Source organism: Microcystis sp. T1-4 (assembly GCF_000297435.1).
GTDB lineage: Bacteria > Cyanobacteriota > Cyanobacteriia > Cyanobacteriales > Microcystaceae > Microcystis.
Genome location: NZ_CAIP01000247.1, coordinates 1 through 22,056, shown reverse-complemented (window position 1 = coordinate 22,056; position 22,056 = coordinate 1). Strand labels below are relative to the sequence as shown.

General features: G+C 41.9%; 24 protein-coding genes. 19 read left to right on the top strand and 5 right to left on the bottom strand.

Annotation, left to right across the window (positions count from 1 at the left end; genetic code table 11):
• Window positions 1-110 precede the first annotated feature (110 nt).
• The 9 genes from MICAI_RS15335 to MICAI_RS15300 all read left to right on the top strand — a co-directional run bounded on the left by MICAI_RS15335 (window position 111) and on the right by MICAI_RS15300 (window position 3,639).
• Entirely contained in the window at window positions 111-305 is a 195-nt protein-coding gene (locus MICAI_RS15335) for a type II toxin-antitoxin system HicB family antitoxin (protein ID WP_002776391.1), read from the top strand.
• Window positions 302-520 carry a type II toxin-antitoxin system HicA family toxin gene (locus tag MICAI_RS15330; RefSeq protein WP_024971299.1) on the top strand — a complete coding sequence of 73 codons (219 nt, stop codon included), beginning with the start codon at window positions 302-304 and terminating at the stop codon, window positions 518-520. The genes MICAI_RS15335 and MICAI_RS15330 overlap by 4 nt, the downstream gene beginning before the upstream one ends.
• A 167-nt stretch (window positions 521-687) precedes the next feature.
• Window positions 688-936 (top strand): type II toxin-antitoxin system Phd/YefM family antitoxin, encoded by a 249-nt coding sequence (locus MICAI_RS15325; protein ID WP_002739617.1) that lies wholly within the window; start codon window positions 688-690, stop codon window positions 934-936.
• A complete protein-coding gene (locus tag MICAI_RS15320; protein ID WP_002739840.1) occupies window positions 929-1,198 on the top strand; it encodes a type II toxin-antitoxin system RelE family toxin in 270 nt (89 codons plus the stop codon). Before MICAI_RS15325 ends, MICAI_RS15320 begins: the two co-directional genes overlap by 8 nt.
• A gap of 82 nt (window positions 1,199-1,280) precedes the next feature.
• Window positions 1,281-1,571: a UPF0175 family protein gene (locus MICAI_RS15315; RefSeq protein WP_008203693.1), complete on the top strand. Its 291-nt coding sequence runs from the start codon at window positions 1,281-1,283 to the stop codon at window positions 1,569-1,571.
• Window positions 1,555-2,049 (top strand): hypothetical protein, encoded by a 495-nt coding sequence (locus MICAI_RS15310; RefSeq protein ID WP_008203691.1) that lies wholly within the window; start codon window positions 1,555-1,557, stop codon window positions 2,047-2,049. The genes MICAI_RS15315 and MICAI_RS15310 overlap by 17 nt, the downstream gene beginning before the upstream one ends.
• Window positions 2,050-2,076: 27 nt before the next feature.
• Window positions 2,077-2,298: a hypothetical protein gene (locus tag MICAI_RS15305; protein ID WP_008203689.1), complete on the top strand. Its 222-nt coding sequence runs from the start codon at window positions 2,077-2,079 to the stop codon at window positions 2,296-2,298.
• A gap of 50 nt (window positions 2,299-2,348) precedes the next feature.
• Window positions 2,349-2,678: a type II toxin-antitoxin system VapC family toxin gene (locus MICAI_RS24100; RefSeq protein ID WP_306438774.1), complete on the top strand. Its 330-nt coding sequence runs from the start codon at window positions 2,349-2,351 to the stop codon at window positions 2,676-2,678.
• Between the two features lie 310 nt (window positions 2,679-2,988).
• Window positions 2,989-3,639: a DUF3782 domain-containing protein gene (locus MICAI_RS15300; RefSeq protein WP_002802065.1), complete on the top strand. Its 651-nt coding sequence runs from the start codon at window positions 2,989-2,991 to the stop codon at window positions 3,637-3,639.
• 215 nt (window positions 3,640-3,854) lie between these two features.
• Here the strand turns inward: MICAI_RS15300 and crtO are convergent, their stop codons facing one another.
• Complete coding sequence (gene crtO / locus MICAI_RS15295; protein WP_008203680.1) at window positions 3,855-5,501, bottom strand: beta-carotene ketolase CrtO; 1,647 nt, start codon at window positions 5,499-5,501, stop codon at window positions 3,855-3,857.
• A 145-nt stretch (window positions 5,502-5,646) separates the two neighbouring features.
• Here crtO and MICAI_RS15290 point away from each other — a divergent pair, with 145 nt between their 5' ends.
• Window positions 5,647-5,970 (top strand): STAS domain-containing protein, encoded by a 324-nt coding sequence (locus MICAI_RS15290; RefSeq protein ID WP_008203678.1) that lies wholly within the window; start codon window positions 5,647-5,649, stop codon window positions 5,968-5,970.
• 104 nt (window positions 5,971-6,074) lie between these two features.
• On the opposite strand, the gene MICAI_RS15285 is transcribed toward MICAI_RS15290, so the two are convergent.
• A complete protein-coding gene (locus tag MICAI_RS15285; RefSeq protein ID WP_008203675.1) occupies window positions 6,075-7,211 on the bottom strand; it encodes a PP2C family protein-serine/threonine phosphatase in 1,137 nt (378 codons plus the stop codon).
• A gap of 172 nt (window positions 7,212-7,383) precedes the next feature.
• Between MICAI_RS15285 and MICAI_RS15280 the strand changes: the two genes are divergently transcribed.
• The 3 genes from MICAI_RS15280 to MICAI_RS15270 all read left to right on the top strand — a co-directional run bounded on the left by MICAI_RS15280 (window position 7,384) and on the right by MICAI_RS15270 (window position 9,553).
• On the top strand, window positions 7,384-7,827 hold the full coding sequence (locus MICAI_RS15280; RefSeq protein WP_008203672.1) for an ATP-binding protein: 444 nt from the start codon (window positions 7,384-7,386) through the stop codon (window positions 7,825-7,827).
• Complete coding sequence (locus tag MICAI_RS15275; RefSeq protein WP_008203670.1) at window positions 7,796-8,620, top strand: sulfurtransferase; 825 nt, start codon at window positions 7,796-7,798, stop codon at window positions 8,618-8,620. Before MICAI_RS15280 ends, MICAI_RS15275 begins: the two co-directional genes overlap by 32 nt.
• Window positions 8,621-9,001: 381 nt before the next feature.
• Entirely contained in the window at window positions 9,002-9,553 is a 552-nt protein-coding gene (locus MICAI_RS15270) for a LabA-like NYN domain-containing protein (protein WP_002751943.1), read from the top strand.
• A gap of 111 nt (window positions 9,554-9,664) precedes the next feature.
• Here MICAI_RS15270 and MICAI_RS15265 read toward each other — a convergent pair whose 3' ends face one another.
• Entirely contained in the window at window positions 9,665-10,840 is a 1,176-nt protein-coding gene (locus tag MICAI_RS15265; protein ID WP_008203668.1) for an esterase-like activity of phytase family protein, read from the bottom strand.
• Between the two features lie 37 nt (window positions 10,841-10,877).
• Between MICAI_RS15265 and MICAI_RS15260 the strand changes: the two genes are divergently transcribed.
• A complete protein-coding gene (locus MICAI_RS15260) occupies window positions 10,878-12,062 on the top strand; it encodes a tetratricopeptide repeat protein (protein WP_008203666.1) in 1,185 nt (394 codons plus the stop codon).
• 131 nt (window positions 12,063-12,193) lie between these two features.
• Complete coding sequence (locus tag MICAI_RS15255; RefSeq protein WP_008203665.1) at window positions 12,194-13,246, top strand: LOG family protein; 1,053 nt, start codon at window positions 12,194-12,196, stop codon at window positions 13,244-13,246.
• Window positions 13,247-13,249: 3 nt separating this feature from the next.
• Here MICAI_RS15255 and MICAI_RS15250 read toward each other — a convergent pair whose 3' ends face one another.
• A complete protein-coding gene (locus MICAI_RS15250) occupies window positions 13,250-13,639 on the bottom strand; it encodes a hypothetical protein (protein WP_002782053.1) in 390 nt (129 codons plus the stop codon).
• A 160-nt stretch (window positions 13,640-13,799) separates the two neighbouring features.
• Between MICAI_RS15250 and queA the strand changes: the two genes are divergently transcribed.
• The 4 genes from queA (at window position 13,800) to MICAI_RS15230 (ending at window position 20,621) form a co-directional block, all read left to right on the top strand.
• Window positions 13,800-14,897, top strand: a complete 1,098-nt coding sequence (gene queA, locus MICAI_RS15245; RefSeq protein WP_039900259.1) for a tRNA preQ1(34) S-adenosylmethionine ribosyltransferase-isomerase QueA — start codon at window positions 13,800-13,802, stop codon at window positions 14,895-14,897.
• Between the two features lie 162 nt (window positions 14,898-15,059).
• A complete protein-coding gene (locus MICAI_RS15240; RefSeq protein WP_008203660.1) occupies window positions 15,060-16,748 on the top strand; it encodes a serine protease in 1,689 nt (562 codons plus the stop codon).
• Window positions 16,749-17,526: 778 nt separating this feature from the next.
• The gene (gcvT, locus tag MICAI_RS15235) at window positions 17,527-18,633 is read left to right on the top strand and encodes a glycine cleavage system aminomethyltransferase GcvT (protein WP_008203658.1); all 1,107 of its coding nucleotides are present in this window, start codon (window positions 17,527-17,529) and stop codon (window positions 18,631-18,633) included.
• A 257-nt stretch (window positions 18,634-18,890) separates the two neighbouring features.
• Window positions 18,891-20,621: an Rqc2 family fibronectin-binding protein gene (locus tag MICAI_RS15230; RefSeq protein ID WP_008203656.1), complete on the top strand. Its 1,731-nt coding sequence runs from the start codon at window positions 18,891-18,893 to the stop codon at window positions 20,619-20,621.
• A gap of 462 nt (window positions 20,622-21,083) precedes the next feature.
• On the opposite strand, the gene MICAI_RS15225 is transcribed toward MICAI_RS15230, so the two are convergent.
• Window positions 21,084-21,968, bottom strand: coding sequence for a hypothetical protein (locus tag MICAI_RS15225; protein WP_008203653.1), 885 nt, complete (start codon window positions 21,966-21,968; stop codon window positions 21,084-21,086).
• Window positions 21,969-22,056: the final 88 nt, after the last annotated feature.

The following is a 22,056-nucleotide window of genomic DNA, read 5'->3' as shown; positions in this document are numbered from 1 at the left end:
TCGATTTATGCCACCCTATCGAACCATAACAAGTAACGGAGAGCCGATTCTCATAAATCAATTAGAAGTGCTACGATCAACTGATAATGTAACTATAACAGTAACTATTTATGCGCTATCAAGTTCGACTCAAACAAAGCGAAGAAGGTTATGCAATTTGGTGTCCCAGTTTACCCGGATGTTGGTCACAGGGAGACACTGAAGCAGAAGCTATAGAAAATATCAAAGAAGCGATACAAGACTATTTAGAGACAATTGAAGAGTTAAACAAAGATGCTGAAGTGCGTTATGTAGAAGTAGGATAAGTAGGCCAAAATTACCTGGAATTAATCATCTACGCGCTGTTAATGCCTTTGAAAAAGCGGGATTCCGCATCACTAGACAGAGAAAACATATTACTATGACAAATGGAGAACAGACTATCACCATTCCACGAGCAAATCCAGTTAATGCTTATACAATGGCAGGGATTGTTAAAGAAGCGGGTTTAACTATCGAAGAATTCTTAGAATTACTCTAAAACTATTTCTAACCTGCTTTTAATCCTTCATTTTGGAGGGGAGGTAGCTTTAAGAGAAGTGTATCAAGGGATTAAAGAGGTGAGTCGCTGGTGGAAGTGATTGCCCTGTCAATAATTGCTATAATAGCTAAAATGGTCATAATGGCTAGTTTCTATAAAGGTTAGTTATGAAAACATTAGGAGCCTCAGAAGCAAAAAATCGCTTTGGCGAACTGTTAGACTTGGCTCGAAGAGAACCAGTAAAGATAGCAAAAAAGGGACGTAATGTTGCAGTCGTGCTGTCAATCGAGGAATTTGAGAGATTTTCCGAGTTAGAAAATCAACTTTTGGCTTTACAGGCAGAAAAAGCTCATCAAGAAGGTTTTATCGGAACAACAGAAAGTGAGGCTTTACTGTCAGAAATTTTAAATGCTTAAGATTAACCTATCTCGACAGGCAACTAAACGCTTAAAAAAACTGCCAGATAAACACGCCAAACAAGTAGCCACAAAAATAACCGAACTGAGAACAAATCCCTATCCCCAAGATTCTCTAAAGTTAAAAGGATACTCTTATCATAGAGCCGATATTGGTGAATATCGAATCGTTTATCGTGTTGAGGAGCAAACACTAGAAATCTTGCTGATTGACAAACGAAACGATGATGAAATTTATAAACAACTAAAGAGAACAATATAGAGAATCTTAATTATCAACCATCAATTAATTAGCGATATTATTCCTGCTAAAATCAAGAAAAACAAATTATTTTTAAACACTCATGAGCATTAATGTAACATTTCCCGAAGAACTCCTCATTGCTGCCAGAGAAGAAAAAGAAGCATTCTCTCGTAAAGTCATAATTTATACATTAGGGCATCTTTATCAAGAAGGAAAAATTTCAGCAGGAATCGGCGCACAAGTATTAGGATGCGATAAATATACATTTTATACACTTCTCTCTGAGTATGGTTTTTCCATTATTGATTACACAGCAGAAGAATGGGAATCAGAAATACAAACCAGCCGTAAATTAGCCCAAAAAATCCAAGAGAATGAAGATAATTGTTAATTCTACACCGATCATCGCCTTATCTTTGATTAATCAATTAGATCTTCTTAATCAGCTATTTAATGAAGTGATTATTCCTTGGGCAGTTTATCAAGAAATTGTCATCGCTGGAGATAATAAACCGGGGGCAAAAGAACTCAAAAATGCCAATTGGATTCAAGCTCAAGAAGTTGCATCATCATCTCCTCTTGAACCGCTATTACTAGGATTAGATCGAGGAGAATTAGAAGTTATTCTCTTGGCAATTTCAATCAAACCAGACTGGGTAATTATAGATGAGAAATTAGCAAGAAGAGTTGCCAAAGCTATGGAATTAACCGTCAAAGGAACATTAGGAATTCTCTTGGTTGGTTTTTATGCAGGTTATCTATCTAAACAAAAAATTTTAGATTTATCACAACAGTTAGTTGATTATGGAATTCGTAATAGTTCTCCGATTCTTAATTGGCTAAAAACAGAATTAGACAATGATCATTAATATCAAATCAATGCAAAATAAACTACCATGAAACAACTAATCGTACACATTCGTGACCAAGAAAAAGCAGAAACACTCTCTAAAATTTTAACTGCTTTAGATTTTGTTGACTCCGTAGAAATCATCGAAGATCAAACAACATTATCTGATAACGAGCAAGAATTCTTTGCCCTGGCAGGATTGTGGGAAGACAGGGATATTACCCCTAAATCTATCCGTGAAGCAGCATGGCGAGAAGAAAACCGATGATTTTATGTGACACCAATATCCTCATTTAATTCTATAAAAACAACCATAGAATTATCGAAGAGCTTCGCCATATTGGACTAAATCAACTAGCCATTAGTTCCATTACTCAAGCCGAATTATATTATGGAGCAATCAATAAAAATGAACTAAACAAAATCAAAAGACATCTCGGATTGCTACATACCTTTCCTGTAGATGTCGCAATATCCAATCAATTTATTAACTTAATGGAAACCTACTCCCTCAGTCACAAACTCAACATCCCTGACGCTATCATTGCCTCAACAGCATTAGTGCAGAATATTAAGCTATATACATTGAATTTGAGAGATTTTTGTTTTATTCAAGGCTTAGAACTCTATGATCTGTCAAATGAATAACCCATCAACGTTAGCATTTTCCAGCGTTCAGCGAACCAGTCATGAATTAGTCAAAAAATCAAAGAGAATGAAGATAATTGTTAATTCTATTCCCAACTTAGTCCCTTTAATCCTTCATTTTGGGGGACTGGTCGCTTTAAGAGAAGTGTATCAAAGTATTAGGGATGTTAGTCGCTGGTGGCGGTGATTCTTGTTCTATGAATTAGCCTCCGCCTTATCCAATTGAATCAGCAGTCTGCTCCCCAGTGTCTTCGACAAGCACAGAAATCCGATAACATAGTTAATAGGTGACATCGGGAAAAAATCATCTATGACGACTACATCAGAAGACGTATGGCGAATCTTAGCCGAATTAGCGACTGCTCAAGCCGAATTGACTGCTGCTCAAAAAGAAACTGACAAACAACTGAAGGAGACTGACCTACTATTGAAGGAAGTTAGTCAACAACAGAAGGAAAACGCCCAACAAATCAAGGAAACTGACCGACAACAGCAGAAAACTGACAAACAACTCAAAGAATTAGGTCAGCAAATTGGGGGACTCGGGGCAAAATTCGGCAGCTTTACCGAAGGACTTGCTCTCCCTTCAATGGAAACGATTCTCAGACAACGGTTCGGCATGAAAGTTGTTAGTCCCAGTGTGCGAGCCAGCGAAGATGGACAACACCTAGAAATTGATGTCCTTGCCTATACTAATGGTGAGTTAAATACTGCCTATATCGTCGAGGTTAAAAGTCATGCTAGAGAGGAATCTATTACACAATTAAAAAGTATTTTGCAACGGTTTCGCAGCTTTTTCCCTGAACACAAAGATAAAAAACTCTATGGCATATTAGCGGCGGTTCATGTATCCCCAGGATTACGCGAAAAAATTCTGCAAGAAGGGTTTTATGTGGCTCGGATTCATGACCAAGTGTTTGAACTCGATATTCCCGATAATTTTCAACCTCAAATCTATTAAAACAGCAAAAGCGATCGCTTTTGATCTGAATCTTGTCCGGGATGACTTTTATCAAGAAAAACAATCACCTTCTTTTCTCAATCATCGATCGTTTTGACCTGTAAGGGTAAGTCAAAAATTTTTACCTACCCCCCACCTCCTACACCACGCACCCCGTCTCCTTTTCAGGCTCTCTGTCACCCCACGAGGGATCGGTATTTTGGGGAGGACGGGATTTAGTTAAATAATCTTTGCAGAAAAGTGCTTTGATCCCGCAGGAAAACCTGAGCGCAATTGCGCCCCGGCATCCCCGAAATTGAGCCGCCGGGGTGAGTTCCTGCCCCAGTTAAATAAAGGTTTTTAATGGGGGTTTTGTAGTTAGCTATTTCTGGCAAAGGACGCAGGAAAATCATCTGATCTAAGGTCATATCAAGATGATAGTAATTACCCTTATAGGAACCCAAACGATTAGCTAATTCGGCCGGACTTTCCACCCGACGAGCAATAATGGCGGATTTGAGATTCGGGGCATAATCGGCCAGTTTATCAAGAACTCGATCGGCCACGCGATTTTTTAATTCTTCCGTCCATCCCGTGCCGTTTAATCCCGTTCCCTCGGCCCCGGCAATCTGATAGGGGGCAAAAAATTCGATCCAGAGGGTATGCTTGCCTTGGGGAGCCATGGAGGGATCGAGAATAGTGGGGACATCTAGGTACATCGAGGGATTTTCGTCGGGAATCTGCCCCAAAATCGTTAAAGCGTGGGCCTGTTCAACGTGACGCACGGAATCGGCGATGAGAATCGTTCCCTGTAAATACTCCTCTTTGTGATCGTAAGCCTCAAACCTTGGCGCTTCGGCGAGGGCGCAATCAATTTTAAGAATTGTTTCATTGTTATTGACAATTCGCCGTTCTACCCTTTCTCGCAATTCCGGATCAGCGGCATCCACATCGGCGGGGGCGACTAACTGTAAAAAGACTCGTCTAGCGTCAATATTAGAGATAACAGCTGCTTTTGCCAGATATTCCTGTCCAGAGTCGACCCTAACCCCGATCGCTTGTCCTTCCTCAATTAGAATCTGTTTAACTTTCTGCTCGGTTAAAATTACCCCACCGAGACTGACAACACATTTCACCAGAGCCTCGGTTAGTGCGCCCGTACCACCACGAGGGCGAGCCACCCCGGGGGAGTGACGCATCGCCATCATCATCATCCCGGAGGTAATACCTTTTTGGGAGGGAGGAGCGCCAATTTCTGCCGCTAGACGAGCCAGGGGTGCTTTGACAAATTCGCTCTCAAACCACTCATTGAGGACATCTTCGGGGGAAGTAATCATCGTGCGGATGAAGTCGAGCAGTTTCTTTTTCGAGCCGATCGCTTTCCAGACACTAGCTAAGGCACTAGAGTTATAATTGCGGGCGATTCTGAGCAAATCTTGGGGCGGAGCGTTAAACCAAGGCCCGATCGCATTCATCAACTGTCCCCAATAGTCGATAAACTGAAGGTAACGATCGGCATCTCGCGGACAAAACTGGGCAATTGCGGCGTGAGTTTTTTCCAGAGAGCGATAGGAAAGAAAATATTGGCCGGAGGGATGGGGACAGAAAACGGTAGGATCGAAGAATAAATACTCTAATCCGTGGCGTTTTAGCTCCAATTCCTCAATTACCGGTCCCAAAAAAATAAATTCGTGATCGATCGCACAGAGATTAAACTTAAAATCGGGGGCTAGATCTGGGATAACCGCTTCTGTGGTAGCCGCTCCTCCCGGTACGCTACGCTGTTCCAGAAGGAGGACGCGATAACCGGCTTTGAGGAGATAGGCGGCACAAACTAAACCATTATGCCCCGCACCGATGAGGATGACATCGTAACTTTCCATGCAGTTTCAAAAATTCCTATTTTTAATTTTGCGCTTTTCTTGACCCTAATATGTTAAAAATAGTTAAAGATTCGCTGCCGTCAGCAGATTTCAGTGAGCAGTTATCAGTGAGCGGGTAGAAAACCTTTAATTTTTTCTTTTTTTTATGAGTTCTGCGATTAAAGTTATTCAACCATCGGGTATTTTAGATGGCAACCAAGCCAGCCAATTTCGCCAAGAAATTGCCGAAGCCGTGCAGGGAGGTTCCGAGGTTATTATCGTTGACTTCAAGAATGTCACCTTTATGGATAGTTCTGGTTTAGGGGCGCTAGTTTTATCCTTAAAAACCGTGCGTTCTGCGGGGGGTAAACTATTAATCTGCTCGATTAATGAGCAGATAAAAATGTTATTTGAATTGACTGATATGGATCGAGTTTTTGAAATTTTTAATAACCGAGAAGAATTAGAACAAAAAATCCTCGGAAGTTAATTAAGTAGTCGTGCAAAAATTAATTTATTGGTTGGGATAGGCAAAAGGCAAGAGGCAAAAGGCAAAAGCTTTATCGAAATGTGTAATTAATTTTACTTAGGTACTTAACGAAAATCCACCTGCATAATCGAAAGATCATCCCTAAAATTGCCATCAAATTGTAAAGCTTGAATTTTTTCAATAAAATTATCGAGATTTTTAGCATAATTACCGTGATAATTTCGCAAAGATTGAATAAAGTTCTCCAGTCCCCACATCCTACCATCGGCACAATCGATCTCGTAAATTCCATCGCTAAAAAGATAAAGGCTACTGGGGAAATTCAGGCATTTAACCTGATTAATATATTCCGCTTCCGGAAACATCCCGATGGGAAAACCGGGGGCTTTCAGTCTGGTTTCAATCATCTGGCCAAAAGGTTTTTGAGTCAGGAGAACTGCTGGGGGATGACCGGCGCTGGCATAGGTTAACTGTTGTTGTTTCCGATCATAAATTCCGTACCAAATAGTAAAATATTTATCATTCTTAGGACTGATTTGATAAACTTGATTTAACCCTTGTAAAACCTGATTAGGTTGATAGTAATTCACCTGACTTAAACTGCGGGAACGGAGTAAATTAATCACCGAAAGGGAAGGTAAAGCCGCTCGCAAACCATGGCCAGCCACATCTAAAAGATATAACATCAAATGGTCCTTATCTAACCAATAATAATCAAAGCCATCGCCCCCCAATCGACGAGAAGGAAGGAAGCGAAAATCGATAGCAAGTTTTGGAGAAATGAAAGGTTCTGGTAACAGCGATCGCACATATTCCGCAGCCTCCGCTAACTCCATTTCTAGTAATTGTTTTTGCGCTTGCAGATCATGACTTAATTGATACAAACGTATTCCCGCCCGCACCCGCGCTCTTAACTCATTAATCTCGATCGGTTTACATAAAAAATCATCTGCCCCCGCATCCAATCCCCTCACCCGATCCTCCACCGATCCCAAAGAAGTTAAAAGGATAAAAAAAGTCGTTGACAGTTGGGGATTGAGCTTAATTTGCCGGCAAACTTCCAACCCATCGATCCCCGGCATCATCCAATCACAAATAATCATCGCCGGGTTCAGTTGCCCCGCTTGCTTTAATCCTTCTTCCCCATCACCGGCAATAAAAACCTCGTATTCCTTCTGCAACGCGCGGCTCAAAAACGTTTGAATTACTCCATCATCATCAATTACTAGAATTCGTACCATTTTTTTTGTGACTCGACTATCTCAATCTTACTGCCTACTCCTGACCCCCTGACAGATGACTTTGCTTGTCCCTCAACCAAAAATTAAATCCAGAATCGATCCAACACATCAGTCATAGTTGGGGAAAAATGGTATAACTTCTAGCGTAAGGCATTGCAGAGGTAAGCCGGGGGTGAAGATTTCTTTTCAGGTAGATAGCGATCTCAAGTCCTTAGATACCGTTTTAAAATATTTTGAGCAACTTGAACCGGCGGGCATTGCCCAAAAAGACTGGCTCCAGTGTCAGCTTGCTCTTGCCGAAGGTTTTACTAATGCAGTCCGTCACGCTCACCGACACCTCCCCCCCGAAATCCCGATCGAGATCGAAATCGAGATTACCCGATCCCAGATGGAACTTCGCATCTGGGATCGGGGTTCCGTCTTCGATTTAGAGGGCTTTATCGAGAAAAATGCCCATCTTGACCATAGTTTCTCAGGTCATGGGCAAGGACTGCCGATCCTGCAAAAAATCGCCGATCAACTCAGTTATACTCACAATGAAGATCAGCGCAACTGTCTGTTAATTATTAAACAATTTTCCCGCCATGAATCCGATCGCGCCCCTCGTTTCTCCTAGTTGGTTAGTGAACAATCTCGATCGCCCCGATCTGATGGTTATTGACTGTCGTTTTCAATTAAACGATCCCGATCTCGGTTATCAAGAGTATTTAGCCAATCATATTGAAAATGCCTTCTATTTACACCTAGATCGCGATTTATCGGCTCCCGTTGCCCGTCATGGCGGACGTCATCCTTTACCGAATCCGCAGACAATAGCCGCTAAATTAAGCTCTTTAGGGGTGATTTCCGGTCAAACCCATGTGATCGCCTACGATGCCTCCCGTTTTGCCTTTGCCAGTCGTCTCTGGTGGTTATTACGTTATCTGGGCCATGAACGAGTCAGCATTCTCGATGGTGGTTGGCAAAATTGGTTAAATGCCGGTTATCCCGTCTCTAATCAGATACCTGTGCCAAAAACCGGCGCTTTTCTCCCCCAAGTTCAAGAGGATTGGGTAGTCACAATTGAGCAGCTAAAAAGGCAAAAAGAGCAAGCGGGAGTGGTGTTAATTGATGCTAGGGAAAGCGATCGCTATCGGGGCGAAAGGGAACCGATCGATCCGATCGCCGGCCACATTGAGGGGGCGCTTAATTATCCCTGGTTAGAAGTCACCGATAGTCAGGGTTTTTCCCAACCCCTGGCCGAGCAAAAACAACGTTGGCAAGAGCGGCAAGGCGATCGAGAAATTATCCTCTACTGTGGTTCGGGAGTGACAGCCTGTGTCAATATCCTTTCCCTTACCCTAGCCGGATACGACAATGTTAAGCTATATTCTGGAGGTTGGAGTGATTGGTGTTCCTACCTGATCTAACCGGCCCTATTGATACCCATCTATCGAGAAAGATTATCAAAATGACCTAATTACTGTACAATCCCTCTATTATCACTTTTAATTATTCCGAAACTATTATCTAGTTTGTCTCCTAAGTGGGTGGGTGGAATTAAATATAAGATAAACGTAGGTTGGGTTGAAGCATGAAACCCAACGCCCGCATGGGTTACGCTACCGCTAACCCATCCTACAAATAATTGTGTCTCCCTACTTAGACAAAAAAGCTAATTTTTATTTTAGTTGCTATCCTTTTGCTCTCAAATCACCGCTATTCCCCAAAGAATAGTCGTTTTCCCCCGTAAAATTACTAAAAGGTAATTTTATAGTTAAACTCTATAAAAAATTAGGTATGTATTTTGTATGACAGAAGCCGGTCTTTGTCATTGTAATGGTGGCACCCGTCCGAAAGATCGCCTTTCGATTTTTGTGGATGGCAATAATATGTTTTATGCTCAACAAAAAAATGGTTGGTTTTTTGACCCGCGCAAGGTGTTAAATTACTTCACCAACGACCCGAATATTATGTTAATTAATGCCTTTTGGTACACGGGTTTAAAAGATTCCCAAGATCAAAGAGGTTTTCGCGATGCTTTAATTAGTTTGGGTTATACGGTGAGAACGAAAATTTTGAAAGAATATTATGATGATAGTTCCGGTCGTTTTTCCCAGAAAGCTAATTTAGACATCGAAATTGTCGTCGATATGTTTAATACTGTCGATCAATACGATCGAGTGATTTTATTTAGCGGTGATGGCGATTTTGAACGAGCGATCGAACTATTGCGCTCTAAAAATACTCATATTACCGTAGTTTCTACGGAAGGGATGATCGCTAGGGAATTACGCAACGCCACCGATCGCTATATTGACCTGAATGATATTCGCAAAGATATCGAAAAAAGTGATTATTAACCGGCCGTTTTGTCTTTAAACCAGCTATTTATCCTATTTTTCTTTATTGGTAGTCCTCACCCCAACCCCTCTCCCAGAAGGGGATAGGTGAGGCAATTAACCATCTCTTGTTTATTTTTCCTTGAGTCGAAATAGTAAAAACTGATTGACCTGATTGGGATTAAAGTTATTATCACTGATTAAAATCAAAGAGCGACTACCATCTGGTAATCTTGGACCGAGAGTCATTCCTTCCAAATTATCTAAATCAATCCCCAAAGTCCCTAAATCTAGTAATAATTTTTTCCGCAAGGGTTGCACCTGTAAAGCTTCTAATTCCCCCGGTATTCTGGCGATTTTCGAGGTATCGGTGGCGCTTGCGTTAACTACCTGAAAGAGTTTCGCTCCAAAACCTTCTAAACCAAAAGTTCGCTCTAAACTGAGAAAATAACCCTCTTTTTCTAAAGCTAATAATTCCGTTAAACCGTAGTATCTCGCACCACTGGGTGGCTCATCTAACACATACAATTGTTCTGATACTAACACCGGCGCACCAATCGGATCAATAACATAATGAAGAAGTCGCACTCTGAGATTTTCTGCTCTTTTTCCCGTGGGACTATCTTGAATTAAAGCACTTTCTGTTGCAGTAAACAAACGAAAAGGATCATCTTTAAGAGTGCTGGTAATCCCTAAAGTTAAGGATTCAAAACCTAAATTATCCCCGATTCCTTTTTGATTGCTATCATCCGGTAAAAAGCGATTAGGAATTAACAAAGACTCCTTTAATTGTCCCTGCAAATCAAATTCAGCCACAAAAGGAGCAATTCCCTCTTTAACCGCACCTTCACTGGAAATAAACAAAGTTTGTCGGGGCGAAAAAGCGATACCTTCCGGGTCGATCGATCCCTTTTTAAACGTTTCTCCCTTGCCATCTTTTAGGAACGTAACCGCCTCTAAATTCACTTTTTCGATTTTTTCATCATTTATCTGCAAACTAGCCGTATAAAAGCGGGCCGGAGCTTTCTGAGAACGATCATCACTGAGGAGATAAAAGCGGTTATTGGCGCGATCATAGGTAATTGCCGATAATCCCCCCACCCTTGTCCCTTGATAATCTGCTTCTGGTAATTGATATTCTCCCAGAAACTCGACCGAGAGAGGTGGAAACATTCGTTGTTCTGCCAAAACTTGCGGGGAGACACCACAGGCAGCCAGACTAAAGGTTACAATCAAACTAGCAATTAAACCCAAAATTGGGAAACGGTAATTTTCGGCAGTCAGTCTCTTATAGAATCGATCGATCACAAAATATAACCCTCTACTACGCTCTTATCAATCTATTATGCTACGTTTTTCTCTCAGTTTATGGCTCTGTTTGATCGGTACTTCCCTTCCTCTCCTAGCACAAACAGAAACCCCTGCACCCAATCCCCTCGAAACTCCCCTAAAAAGTCCTTTATTACCCGCAATTGATCGCCCTTTAACTCCCTTGGAGCATCGTCAACTGTTATTATACATCGATCAACGCGATGCTGAAGCTCAAGCTAAATACGATGCGGGATTAAATGAGGAAGCTTTTCCCATCTGGTATGAAGTGATTAAATTAAATCGTTATTTAGGAGCAAAAGAAGAAGTAAAATCTTTGGGAAAAGTGGGGTTAGCAGCTTGGAATCGAGATCGAACTGAGGATGTTAAATTAATTACTGCTCGTTTAAAATCTTTGCAACAAACCGCAGAAACTAACCAGACAATGGAGGAGGAACTATTAGCATTATTAGGTACATCCTATCAACAGGTACGAGCTTTTAATGAGGCGATAATTATCTATGATAAAATCCTAGCTACTGCCAGAAAATCTGGGGATAATCTGGCAGTAGAAGCAAATTTAAATCAACTTGGTCAAATTCATTTATCCCGTTTTGATTATCAAAAAGCAGCCCCAGTCTATGAGGAATTATTAGCAGTAGCTAAAGCACGGAATGACTCGCTCAAGCAAGGAATTTATCTGCAAAGATTAGCAGAAATTTATCGAGAATCTCTACAACCAGCTAACGCAGTAAAAATTAAAGAAGAAATAGCTGAAACCCAGATCAGAAATCAGCAAATACAGTTAATCCCCGCTCTAAAAATTCAAATTGGTTTGGATTACCAAGCTTTAAAAGATGCAAATAAAGCCAGCCAAAACTTTCAAGAAGCCTATTCTCTCGCTTTGGCTTTACAACAGTACGGCACGGCAGGAGAAGCTTTAAATAAGTTGGCAGAACTTTATAAAAGTTATCAACAGGTAGATTATGCTTTACAAATCTATCAAGAATCAATTAAAGTCCATGAATTAGGCTATAATTACTACGGTTTAATGAATACCTACGATCAAATCGGTCAAATTTATCTAAAGAGAAAAAATTATCCCCAAGCTTTACTCGCTTTCCAAAAAGGTGCGGAATTAGCCCAAGCTATCCGTTATCGTGAACAATATTTTCAAACCCAAATCACCCAAATTAATCAAGCAATAAATAATCCTGAATAGTGATCTTTAAGTATTTGAATAGTTAACTATCAGATGGACAGGGAAATGGGGAAGTGGGGAATTTCAACTAAAACCCTAAAACCCTAAAACCCCAACACCCCAACCCACAACACCCTAAAACCCAACCCCCAATGGACAACTCCTATTCTCAATTAAGGGAAGACTTGCTGAAATTGCTGCAACGCTTGCCACAGTCGAAAGATAGTAAATGGATTCAAAGATCTCTGGAAGCAATAGTCAGAATTGCCGGGGAGGAAATCGATCGCCTCGATTGGAAAATTTTAACCTATGCGATCGAAGATCTAGAAAAGGGATTTCAGGTATTTTACCCCTACCGTCACATTCGTAAACTGACCATTTTTGGCTCGGCACGCATCAAACCCCACAGCAGTGAATATCGTCTCGCAGTAGAATTCGCACGCCGTATCAGTCAATACGGTTTTATGGTGTTAACCGGCGCTGGGGGTGGCATCATGCAAGCAGGGAATGAAGGCGCCGGACGGGAAAATTCCTTCGGATTAAATATTCAGCTACCCTTTGAACAGGGGGCTAATCCTTATATCATAAATGATGCCAAATTAATCGATTTTAAATATTTCTTTACCAGAAAACTATTTTTTCTGCGGGAAAGTGACGCAGTAGCTTTATTCCCCGGCGGTTTCGGCACCCAAGATGAGGCCTTCGAGACGCTTACCCTCTGTCAAACGGGCAAATACGGACCTGCACCCCTAGTATTAATTGATGAGCCTGATGGGGACTACTGGCAAACTTGGCAAGAACAAATTAGTGAAAATCTGCAAAAAAGAGGACTGATATCCGCCGAAGATCGGAATTTTTATACAATTACCAACGATCTAGACTACGCTTGTCAAACAATTCGCCACTTCTATCGGGTGTATCACTCCAGCCGTTTTGTGGGAGAATCCTTTGTTATTCGTCTTAACCAGGAACTAAGCGGGGAACAGATCCAACAAATTAACCAAAACTTCGGCGATATCGTAGTTAAGGGTAAAATCGAACCTAGTCAAATTCTAGAACGAGAGAATCGGGATTCCAGCCACCATTTACCTCGTCTAGTTTTTTACTTCAACGGCAAGAGTTACGGACGCTTGTATCAATTAATTGATCACATCAACGATTTAAGTCCTGTAGTTGCCCTAGAAGAGCATCCTGAAAGAAAATAAACCCTAGGCGAGAGTTTCCGGACAGTATCCTAAACCCTTAGTAAATTGTTGGCGAAAAGCCTCTATATCTTGCTGATCCGGGGTACCATGGGCAACGATCGCCACTTGGTAACGACGCATGACATCAATGGGGGATTGTCCTGTTTCCAAACTCCAAAAAACCATCTGGAGACGCATTTCCGGTTGATAGGGAATCCCTAACTCATTCATGTAGGCGCGAAAATCCCCGTGTTGGCAAGGAGTGAGCATTTGATTAAACTTGACCTTGACCACCCAACCGTTAATCTGATGGATAACTGTCATGACGGAGGAGGGCAGATGAGTCATCGATCGCAGGTATTCGGTGACTCGTAGCGTTAAACTAGCGTTAGCAAGAAAATAGAGATAGTCCATATTGGCCGCTGGGCTGTTGGCTAACAGTCACGATTAGTGTTATATCTCTAGTCTGACGATAAACCGTTCCATACACCAAGGGGAGAAATCCCCGATTTAGTGAAGTTCGCCTGGGTAGGATTACCCAACTTTTGCGAAGATCTTTATTATGATAATGATGATGATCCCTGACCAATTACTCTCCAGCTACGATTATCACCTTCCTCCGGAGTTAATTTCCCAAAATCCCGCAGAACCCCGAGACAGTTCCCGTCTTTTGGTGGTAGATTCTCCCAATAGTCATAATTTGGCTATTTTTCGGGATTTACCCACTTGGTTAGAGTCGGGGGATTTGCTGGTTTTCAACGATACCCGCGTGATTCCAGCCCGTTTATTTGGACGTAAAACCACGGGCGCCCCCGTAGAAATATTGCTACTAGAAGAACAGGATGACCATCGTTGGTTATCCCTAGTCAAACCGGGAAAACGCTTTAAAGTCGGTTCAGAAGTCCTTTTTTATCCGAAAACAGGGCGAACAGAAGACAAAGAAAAATTATGGTTAGCGAAAATAATCGACCGAGATCTGAACACTGGTGGTCGTCTGCTGGAATTTCAACCTCATCCCGGACGCAGTTTTTGGGATATGTTGGAGGAGTACGGTCATATTCCTTTCCCCCCCTACGTCACCGAATCAGAGGCGGAAGAAGACCGTTATCAAACAGTTTACGCTGATAAACAGGGTTCTGTAGCCGCTCCCACGGCTGGATTACATTTTACTCCCGAATTGTTCCATAAGCTCGCCCAGAAGGGTATAGATACCGCCTATATCACCCTTCATGTGGGAGTGGGAACCTTTCGTCCCGTGGAAGTGGAAAATATTGCAGAACACATAATGCACCAAGAATTTTTCGAGATTTCCGCCGAAACTGCCGAAAAAATCGCCCAAACAAAGGCTAGAGGTGGCCGGGTTATCGCCGTGGGGACCACAGTAGCTCGCGCCTTGGAAGGGGCAATTAAAGAAAGTAAGAGCGAGAAATTAACCGCTTTTCAGGGAAAAACGAATTTATTTGTCTATCCTGGTTATCAATGGCGGGTTATCGACGGCATGATCACTAATTTTCACCTACCCAAGTCCAGTTTGATGATGTTAGTCAGTGCCTTAGTCGGACGGGAAAGACTACTGGCATTGTATCAAGAAGCGATCCAAGAGCGTTTCCGTTTCTATTCCTTCGGTGACGCTATGTTAATCCTACCCAGCGCTCGCAGCAGGAATCGGTAAGTAGTTCGACAAAATTACATTCATCCCCTAGAAAGAAGGAGGAGCAGAACTGCGGAAAGGGCAACAGGAAAGGGAAAAATATGTGTAAGCGGCCCGCGCATCTAAATTGGTCTAGGTCGATTATCGAACCACCTCTAGCCTGTTGTCTATCCTAACCAAGAAATGAAAAGAAAAGATGTTAAAATCGGTCGCCGCCATTTTGGCAAATCCTGGCAAATATTGGTGATTATTGCCTCAGTCGCCGCTGCTCCCTTTGCTATTTTTTATCTGATTGCCTTGGCTTATCTTTGGCAAGGCGATCGACTTTTGGCCGCGGGGGAGAAGGAATCGGCTCTGTCTGCTTACCGAACCGTTTTATCTTTCCACGAAAATTCAGTTCAAGCCCATATAAAAATCGCTCAGGTCTTGCAAAGTCAAAAACGCTATTCTGAAGCCTTAGAAGCATATAATCGTGGCTTTATCGTTAATGATAAACCACCGATGGAACCCTCCCAAAGTAATTATTTAGTGGCTTTGGGGGATATCTTCGCCCAAGAGGAAAAATGGTCAGAGGCGATCGATGCCTACCAAAAAGCAATTATGATTAAACCAACTTTTAAAGCGCAATTTCAGCTAGGAAAAGCCCTTTATAGTTTACAACGTTGGGATGAGGCGGCGAAAGCTCTGCAAGCAGCGGTTTTTCTCGATCCTAGTCAGGGAAAAGCCTATTTTTATCTGGGAAAGGCCTACAGTGAACAGCAACTCTGGCAAGAGGCCAGTTATGCCTATGAGCAAGCTCTAGAATTGATACCTAGTCAGGGTGAAATCTACAAAAAATTAGGAGAAGCCCTAGGAAAACAGGGAAAATGGCAGGAAGCAGAGCAAATATATCGACAGGCTTTAATTTACGCTCCTAAAGATGGGGATATTTATAATTATCTGGGCAAAGCTTTAGCGGAACAGGGAAAACTAGGGGCAGCCATGGCAGTTTTTCAACAGGCGCGGCAAATTAGCCCCAAGAATGCTAATATTTACGAAAATCTTTGTTATACCTATATCAATAGCGGTCAGATCGATGAGGGTCTAAATTGGTGTCGGCAGGCCGTAGAAATTGATCCCAATTTATCAGAAGCTAGATTTATTTTACAGGAAATTCAACGGGGGCGATTAATTCACGACAATCCCGAATTATTAAAAATGCCAGAGATAATTCCCAGTGTTAAGAGTGATCCTCTGGTGAATTTAAAACGCTCAATTGTTAAAATTGTCGTGCGCGGCAAAAATAAAAATGGTATCGGCACTGGTTGGTTATTAAAACGAGATCAAGATACAGCTTGGATCGTGACTAACCGCCATGTGGTGACGAATTACCGTCAAGAAATCGATGCAGGGTCCCGCATTTTTGTGGAGTATTATAGCCAACCACCCCAGGGAAAAATTCGCAAGCGTTCAAAAGCTAAAATTCTCCACACTACCCCCGCTGACGACTGGCTCGATTTAGCAGTATTGGAGGTAAAAAATCCCCCTCCAGATTTAAAACCTTTAGCTTTAGCACCCCTACCAATTGCCGCTAATCAACCAGTAATCTCGATCGGTAATCCTTTTAATCAAAAAGATTGGACTGTCAGCAAAGGCACGGTTAATGATAATAACGAAAAATCCTTAAGTTTATCCATGTTTGTCGTTTCTGGACAGTCGGGAAGTCCAGTTTTAAACGATAAAAATCAAGTGGTGGGAGTGATTTCCCAAGCGAGTTTATTTTGTGCCAATCCCTCTACTCCTAAACCCCTAGAAAATGCCGTTAGATTGGGCTGCGGTTTTGCGATTCCCATTGACAGAGTGCGAGAAAGGTTAAGGGAGTGGCAATTATGAATTATGAATTATGAATTATGAATTATAAATTATAAATTATGAATGATGAATTGGGGAGTGGGGAACTTTTTCAGTTATCAGTGAACAGTAATCAGTAATCAGCTTCTGAAGGCAAGAGGCAAAAGAAAGAATCTGGCAATTCTCCTACCTAACAAGAAGGTTATAAACTAAGTACATCAAAGCTTTTAGATTAACAAATTAGGTTTTAGTTTCGGCCTTTGTTATTAGTTATCAGTGGATAGTGATCCTAAATCCGGTTATTAAAAACTGATTATTTATTCCCCTTTGCATGAGTGCCTCTTGCATGACTGCCTCTCCGCATAACTAGCCTGTACTCAACGGATTTAGTATGATTTATCACTGTTTACTGTTTACTAAGTACCTAAGCAAAATTAATTACACATTTCGATAAAGCTTTTGCCTCTTGCCTATTGCCTCTTGCCTGTCTTCACTAGGAAATTTATTTTGCATGACTACTTAAGTAGCTGGTTATAATTAAATTAAAAATGGATTTTAGGTTCGATCCCCCCTTAGTCCTAGGGTTGATTCATAGTAGGGTTGATTCATAGTAGGGTTGATTCATGAATCAACCCTACCCTTAGTCCCCCCTTGATAACGGTGGTGTCTGATAATTTTTAACGCCTACCTACTTATTTACTGTTTACTGGTTACTGATAACTGTTTACTGGTCACTGGTCACTGATAACTGATAACTGGTTACTGATAACTGATAACTGCTATGCTACTCTAGGCAGAAAACCATTCGATCGAGAACACCGTGGCCAATCAAGAAGCAACTTCCCCCGCTATTCGTACCCCCTTATACGAGCTAATTGCCCAACAAACCAGCAAATTTACCCCTTTTGCGGGTTGGGAGATGCCGATACAGTTTAGCGGCCTAAAAACCGAACATAATGCTGTCCGCAGTGGTGTCGGGATGTTTGACATTTCCCACATGGGCAAATTTATCTTAACTGGCGATAATCTGGTTCAATCTCTCCAAACCCTAGTTCCCTCTAATTTAGCCCGTTTAAGGGCAGGAAAAGCACAATATAGCGTTTTACTCAACCCGGACGGTGGCATAATCGATGATATTATCTTTTACTACCAAAGCGAAAACCAAGGCGTATTAATTGTTAATGCCTCAACCACCGATAAAGATCGAGAATGGATTTTAGGCAATTTAGAGGGGTCGGGGGTCAAATTAAAAGATTTATCGCGAGAAAGGGTCTTAATCGCCCTGCAAGGACCCAAGGCGGCGACAATTTTACAGCCCTTGATCGGGGAAAAATTAAGCGATTTTGGCCTATTTAATCACTGGGAAAGCCAGCTTTTCGGGGAAAAAGTTTTTATCGCTAGGACCGGTTACACGGGAGAAGATGGCTTTGAAATTATGGCCTCCCCTGAAATCGGGCAGCAACTTTGGACAGAATTCTTAAATTTAGGGGTGACTCCCTGCGGTTTAGGGGCCCGGGATACCCTGCGTTTAGAGGCAGCTTTAGCCCTTTATGGACAGGATATCGACGATAGCACGAGTCCCCTAGAGGCTGGCTTAAATTGGTTGGTTCATCTGCCAGAAAAAGGCGATTTTATCGGTCGTGATGTCCTTGAAGACCAAAAACTTAATGGTGTCAATCGCCTCTTGGTGGGATTGCAGATGTCCGGCAAACATATCGCTCGTCACGATTATCCGGTAGTATTTGCCGGGGAAGCGGTGGGTAAAGTTACCAGTGGCACTTTATCACCAACTTTAAACACAGCGATCGCTTTAGCCTATCTTCCCACACCTTTCGCCTCGATCGGACAGGCGATCGAAGTGGAAATCCGCGGCACCACCTACCCCGCTACCGTCGTTAAAAAACCCTTTTACAAAAGTAAAAAGTAGTGGTTTGTTTCAGCTAATTTGGTGTATTAGAAAAATGCTATAAATTCTATAATCTAAGACTTTAAGCCGAAATCTATTGCCCTATTTTAGCTGAAACAGTCCAGTAGGGTGCGTTAGCGCAGCGTAACGCACCAACCTAAAGCACCGAGAAAAAAGGAGCAATAATTTGGTGGGTTACGGCGAACACAAAATCAATACTAAACTGTAGCAGTTACCGTCGCCTAACCCACCCTACAGCTGATAACTGATAACTGAAAATGCAATCCGTAGACTTTACCACCCTCAGCGCCACTTGTGCCGAAATTGCAGCCACTTGGCTACCAGCGAGACTAGAACAAGTGTATCAAATTGATCGCCAAACGATCGCCCTCTATTTACGAACCTTTGATTGCAAGGGATGGTTAATTATTTCTTGGCATCCCCAAGGGGCGCGGCTGCATATTGGTGATCCGCCGCCGAAAATCCCCGATACCTTCACTTTTAGCGATCAATTGCGTCATCAACTCAATGGTTTTGCGCTGACGAAATTAGCATTTGTGGCCCCGTGGGAAAGAGTCATCGATCTGCAATTTGCCAAACGTCCCGATGATCCGGCGCTGTGGCATTTGTATATAGAAATTATCGGCAAATATAGCAATGTGATTTTAACTGCGGCTGACAATCAAATTGTCACCGTTGCCCATCAAGTCAATGCTACCCAGTCTAGTGTTCGCACCGTACAAACGGGACAAATCTATCAACTACCCCCCGTTTTATTGGCCACAGATCCCAGTTTAGAAGAATCCTTGAGCAGTTGGCAAGCCAGAGTTAGTTTAATCCCTAAAACTATCGAAAAACAGTTAGTTAGTACCTATCGTGGGGTTAGTCCAGTTATCGCTCGATCGCTGTTGCAAAAAGCCAAGATTAACCCGAAATTAAACACCGATCAGTTAGATACTAATGATTGGGAAAAGCTTTTTTCAGTCTGGCAAGAATGGTTAAAAATCCTTGAAAATAAAACCTTTCAACCCGGATGGACAAGCGAAGGTTATACAGTGATCGGTGGGGAGATGCTGGCAGCGGCTAAAAATGTCCAAGAATTATTAAACCGTTATTATAGCGACCAAATTAATCAAGAAAGCTTTCGACAACTACAGCAAAAATTAAATCAAAAAGTCATCTATTTACTGACTAAACTGCAAACCAAAGCGGCGGAATTTCAAACAAGACTAGCAGAATCCGCTCATGCCGATCGCTATAAAGAGCAAGGGGATTTATTAATGGCCAATCTCCAGCAAGTACAGCAGGGAATGACTAGCATTAGTTTGGCGGATTTTCAGACAGGAAAACCTGTTATTATTCCTCTCGATCCCGAAAGAAATCCCGTACAGAATGCCCAATATTTTTATAAACAACATCAGAAATTAAAAAGGGCGCGGTTAGCGGTGGAACCTTTATTAGAGGAAGTGGTCAGTGAAATTAATTATCTCGAACAAGTGCGATCAAGTGTAAGTCAACTAGAAAATTATAGCAGCGGCGAAGATTTACAGGCTCTAGACGAGATACAAGAAGAATTAATTCAACAGAAGTATCTAGAAAGCAATTACCAGCGTAATCGGACGAATAATAAAGAATCGGAACCTATGCGCTTTATTACTCCCTCTGGAATAGAATTATGGATTGGCAGAAATAACCGTCAAAATGATCGGCTAACTTTCCGTAGTGCCAGCGATTACGATATTTGGTTTCATAGTCAAGAAATCGCCGGTAGTCACGTTTTACTGCGTTTAAGCCCTGGTACAGTTCCAGAAGCCGCCGATCTGCAATTTGCCGCCGATTACGCCGCTTATTATAGCCGCGCTCGCCATAGTGAACAGGTTCCCGTCGTCTATACCCGTCCCAAATACGTCTATAAACCCAAGGGTGCCAAACCCGGTATGGTGGTTTACAAACAGGAAACGGTAATCTGGGGCTGTCCTCAGAGGGTTGAGGATTACCGCAAAAAATAATTTTTTACCAAATTGTTTACTTTTTTTTACACAAAATGGGTATTGTCTGTTACAATTTTTACTAGAGAGACAAATGCAGTTCAGGCGCTTGGGAACGCAAGAACTATATTTCCTCAGATTACAACAACAAACAACAGCAAACCAGTGGTAGCAGCCGATAGTCGGGGGAAAGACACAAGAAACCGACTATTCAGGTGATATTAAAGCAACCACTGGTATTTTATCGCCTCTACTTAGGGTTTGCGGCAAAAAGTTTGTTGGTGGGGTTAGGAGTCAGGAGTCGGTCGTCAGGAGTCGGTCGTTTCAGGCTTTGTTGCCCTCTTTTTTTGTACCAGTTTATGTACTATGAGGAGAATAATGCAAGGTTTTTGAATGTCCCAATCCTATTTTCTTGCACTAACATCAGATTTTAACAGGTCAAAAGCCTTATTTTCAAAGGGTTTTACCATTATTCAGCAAGTCCTACTTAACCCGAACTGGGGTTAAGTAGCCATTTTTCAGGAGAAAAGCGCTCAGGGCAGCGGGAAAGTCTGGATATTTGCCGAGCGCTGTACTTTCGCCATGGATATCGAGACCCCAATCGGAGTTTTTATCGTAATTAGCGAGGAGAAATTGCCAAGCTTCTTCGTATTCTCCCAGGAGAATTTTTTGGGCGACATAACCAGCCAAAATGCCGTTAACTTCGGCTTTTTCTTTTTTAGCTAACTGCAAGGCTTTCAACATTGCCGCTAAAGTTTTCCTTAATTCTTGGGGATATTTTCTAGTGACATCTGCTAATTTACCCTGTTGAAAAGTATAAATTCTCGAGGGAGGAAAAGAGGCAGCGTAGGAACTAAAAGCATATAAAAAAGCATTATCAACGGTAACAAATTCATAATTGTTATCTCCATCTAAATCTTCAAAGGAACCTCCACTACCATCTAAAAACCCCGTTTCTTCTCTAATAAATTTATCTTTTTGCCAAGTATAAATTACCAAGGATGTGCAGCAATGCGCGCCGCCGCTATAGGTAGAGACGATAATCTCATCAATGCCATTATTATCTAAATCTCTTAATTCAACATAGCCGGAACCAAAGGCACTATAACCGCTATTTTGCTGATAAATTTGCCCGTTATAAAAGATTTGATAAGAAACATTATTAATATCAGAATTATCATCAACTTTCTCGTTTAGGTCGATAGGTTGATAGCTAACTTGTACCTTAATTTTCCCCGATCTAACCACTTGATTTGTGAGGGGTTGACCGGCATCAAAATCGAGTTTAGTCACGGCTAAACTCGCGGCTGCATCGCCCAAGAATTGAGATAATAAGCAGAAAATAAAGCAAGTTTTGCTAATATTCATCGGCCGATTCACAGAGAGATTAATTTTAGTGTAAGTAGCTGGTTATAATTAAATTTAAAATGGCTTTTAGGTTCGATCCCCCCTTAGT

Bases quoted from the DNA above. Each gene is read 5' to 3' on its own strand.
- MICAI_RS15335 (WP_002776391.1), top strand. From the start codon at position 111: ATGCGCTATCAAGTTCGACTCAAACAAAGCGAAGAAGGTTATGCAATT.
- MICAI_RS15325 (WP_002739617.1), top strand. From the start codon at position 688: ATGAAAACATTAGGAGCCTCAGAAGCAAAAAATCGCTTTGGCGAACTG.
- MICAI_RS15320 (WP_002739840.1), top strand. From the start codon at position 929: ATGCTTAAGATTAACCTATCTCGACAGGCAACTAAACGCTTAAAAAAA.
- MICAI_RS15315 (WP_008203693.1), top strand. From the start codon at position 1,281: ATGAGCATTAATGTAACATTTCCCGAAGAACTCCTCATTGCTGCCAGA.
- MICAI_RS15310 (WP_008203691.1), top strand. From the start codon at position 1,555: ATGAAGATAATTGTTAATTCTACACCGATCATCGCCTTATCTTTGATT.
- MICAI_RS15305 (WP_008203689.1), top strand. From the start codon at position 2,077: ATGAAACAACTAATCGTACACATTCGTGACCAAGAAAAAGCAGAAACA.
- MICAI_RS15300 (WP_002802065.1), top strand. From the start codon at position 2,989: ATGACGACTACATCAGAAGACGTATGGCGAATCTTAGCCGAATTAGCG.
- crtO (WP_008203680.1), bottom strand. From the start codon at position 5,501: ATGGAAAGTTACGATGTCATCCTCATCGGTGCGGGGCATAATGGTTTA.
- MICAI_RS15290 (WP_008203678.1), top strand. From the start codon at position 5,647: ATGAGTTCTGCGATTAAAGTTATTCAACCATCGGGTATTTTAGATGGC.
- MICAI_RS15285 (WP_008203675.1), bottom strand. From the start codon at position 7,211: ATGGTACGAATTCTAGTAATTGATGATGATGGAGTAATTCAAACGTTT.
- MICAI_RS15275 (WP_008203670.1), top strand. From the start codon at position 7,796: ATGAATCCGATCGCGCCCCTCGTTTCTCCTAGTTGGTTAGTGAACAAT.
- MICAI_RS15270 (WP_002751943.1), top strand. From the start codon at position 9,002: ATGACAGAAGCCGGTCTTTGTCATTGTAATGGTGGCACCCGTCCGAAA.
- MICAI_RS15260 (WP_008203666.1), top strand. From the start codon at position 10,878: ATGCTACGTTTTTCTCTCAGTTTATGGCTCTGTTTGATCGGTACTTCC.
- MICAI_RS15255 (WP_008203665.1), top strand. From the start codon at position 12,194: ATGGACAACTCCTATTCTCAATTAAGGGAAGACTTGCTGAAATTGCTG.
- MICAI_RS15250 (WP_002782053.1), bottom strand. From the start codon at position 13,639: ATGGACTATCTCTATTTTCTTGCTAACGCTAGTTTAACGCTACGAGTC.
- queA (WP_039900259.1), top strand. From the start codon at position 13,800: ATGATCCCTGACCAATTACTCTCCAGCTACGATTATCACCTTCCTCCG.
- MICAI_RS15240 (WP_008203660.1), top strand. From the start codon at position 15,060: ATGAAAAGAAAAGATGTTAAAATCGGTCGCCGCCATTTTGGCAAATCC.
- MICAI_RS15230 (WP_008203656.1), top strand. From the start codon at position 18,891: ATGCAATCCGTAGACTTTACCACCCTCAGCGCCACTTGTGCCGAAATT.
- MICAI_RS15225 (WP_008203653.1), bottom strand. From the start codon at position 21,968: ATGAATATTAGCAAAACTTGCTTTATTTTCTGCTTATTATCTCAATTC.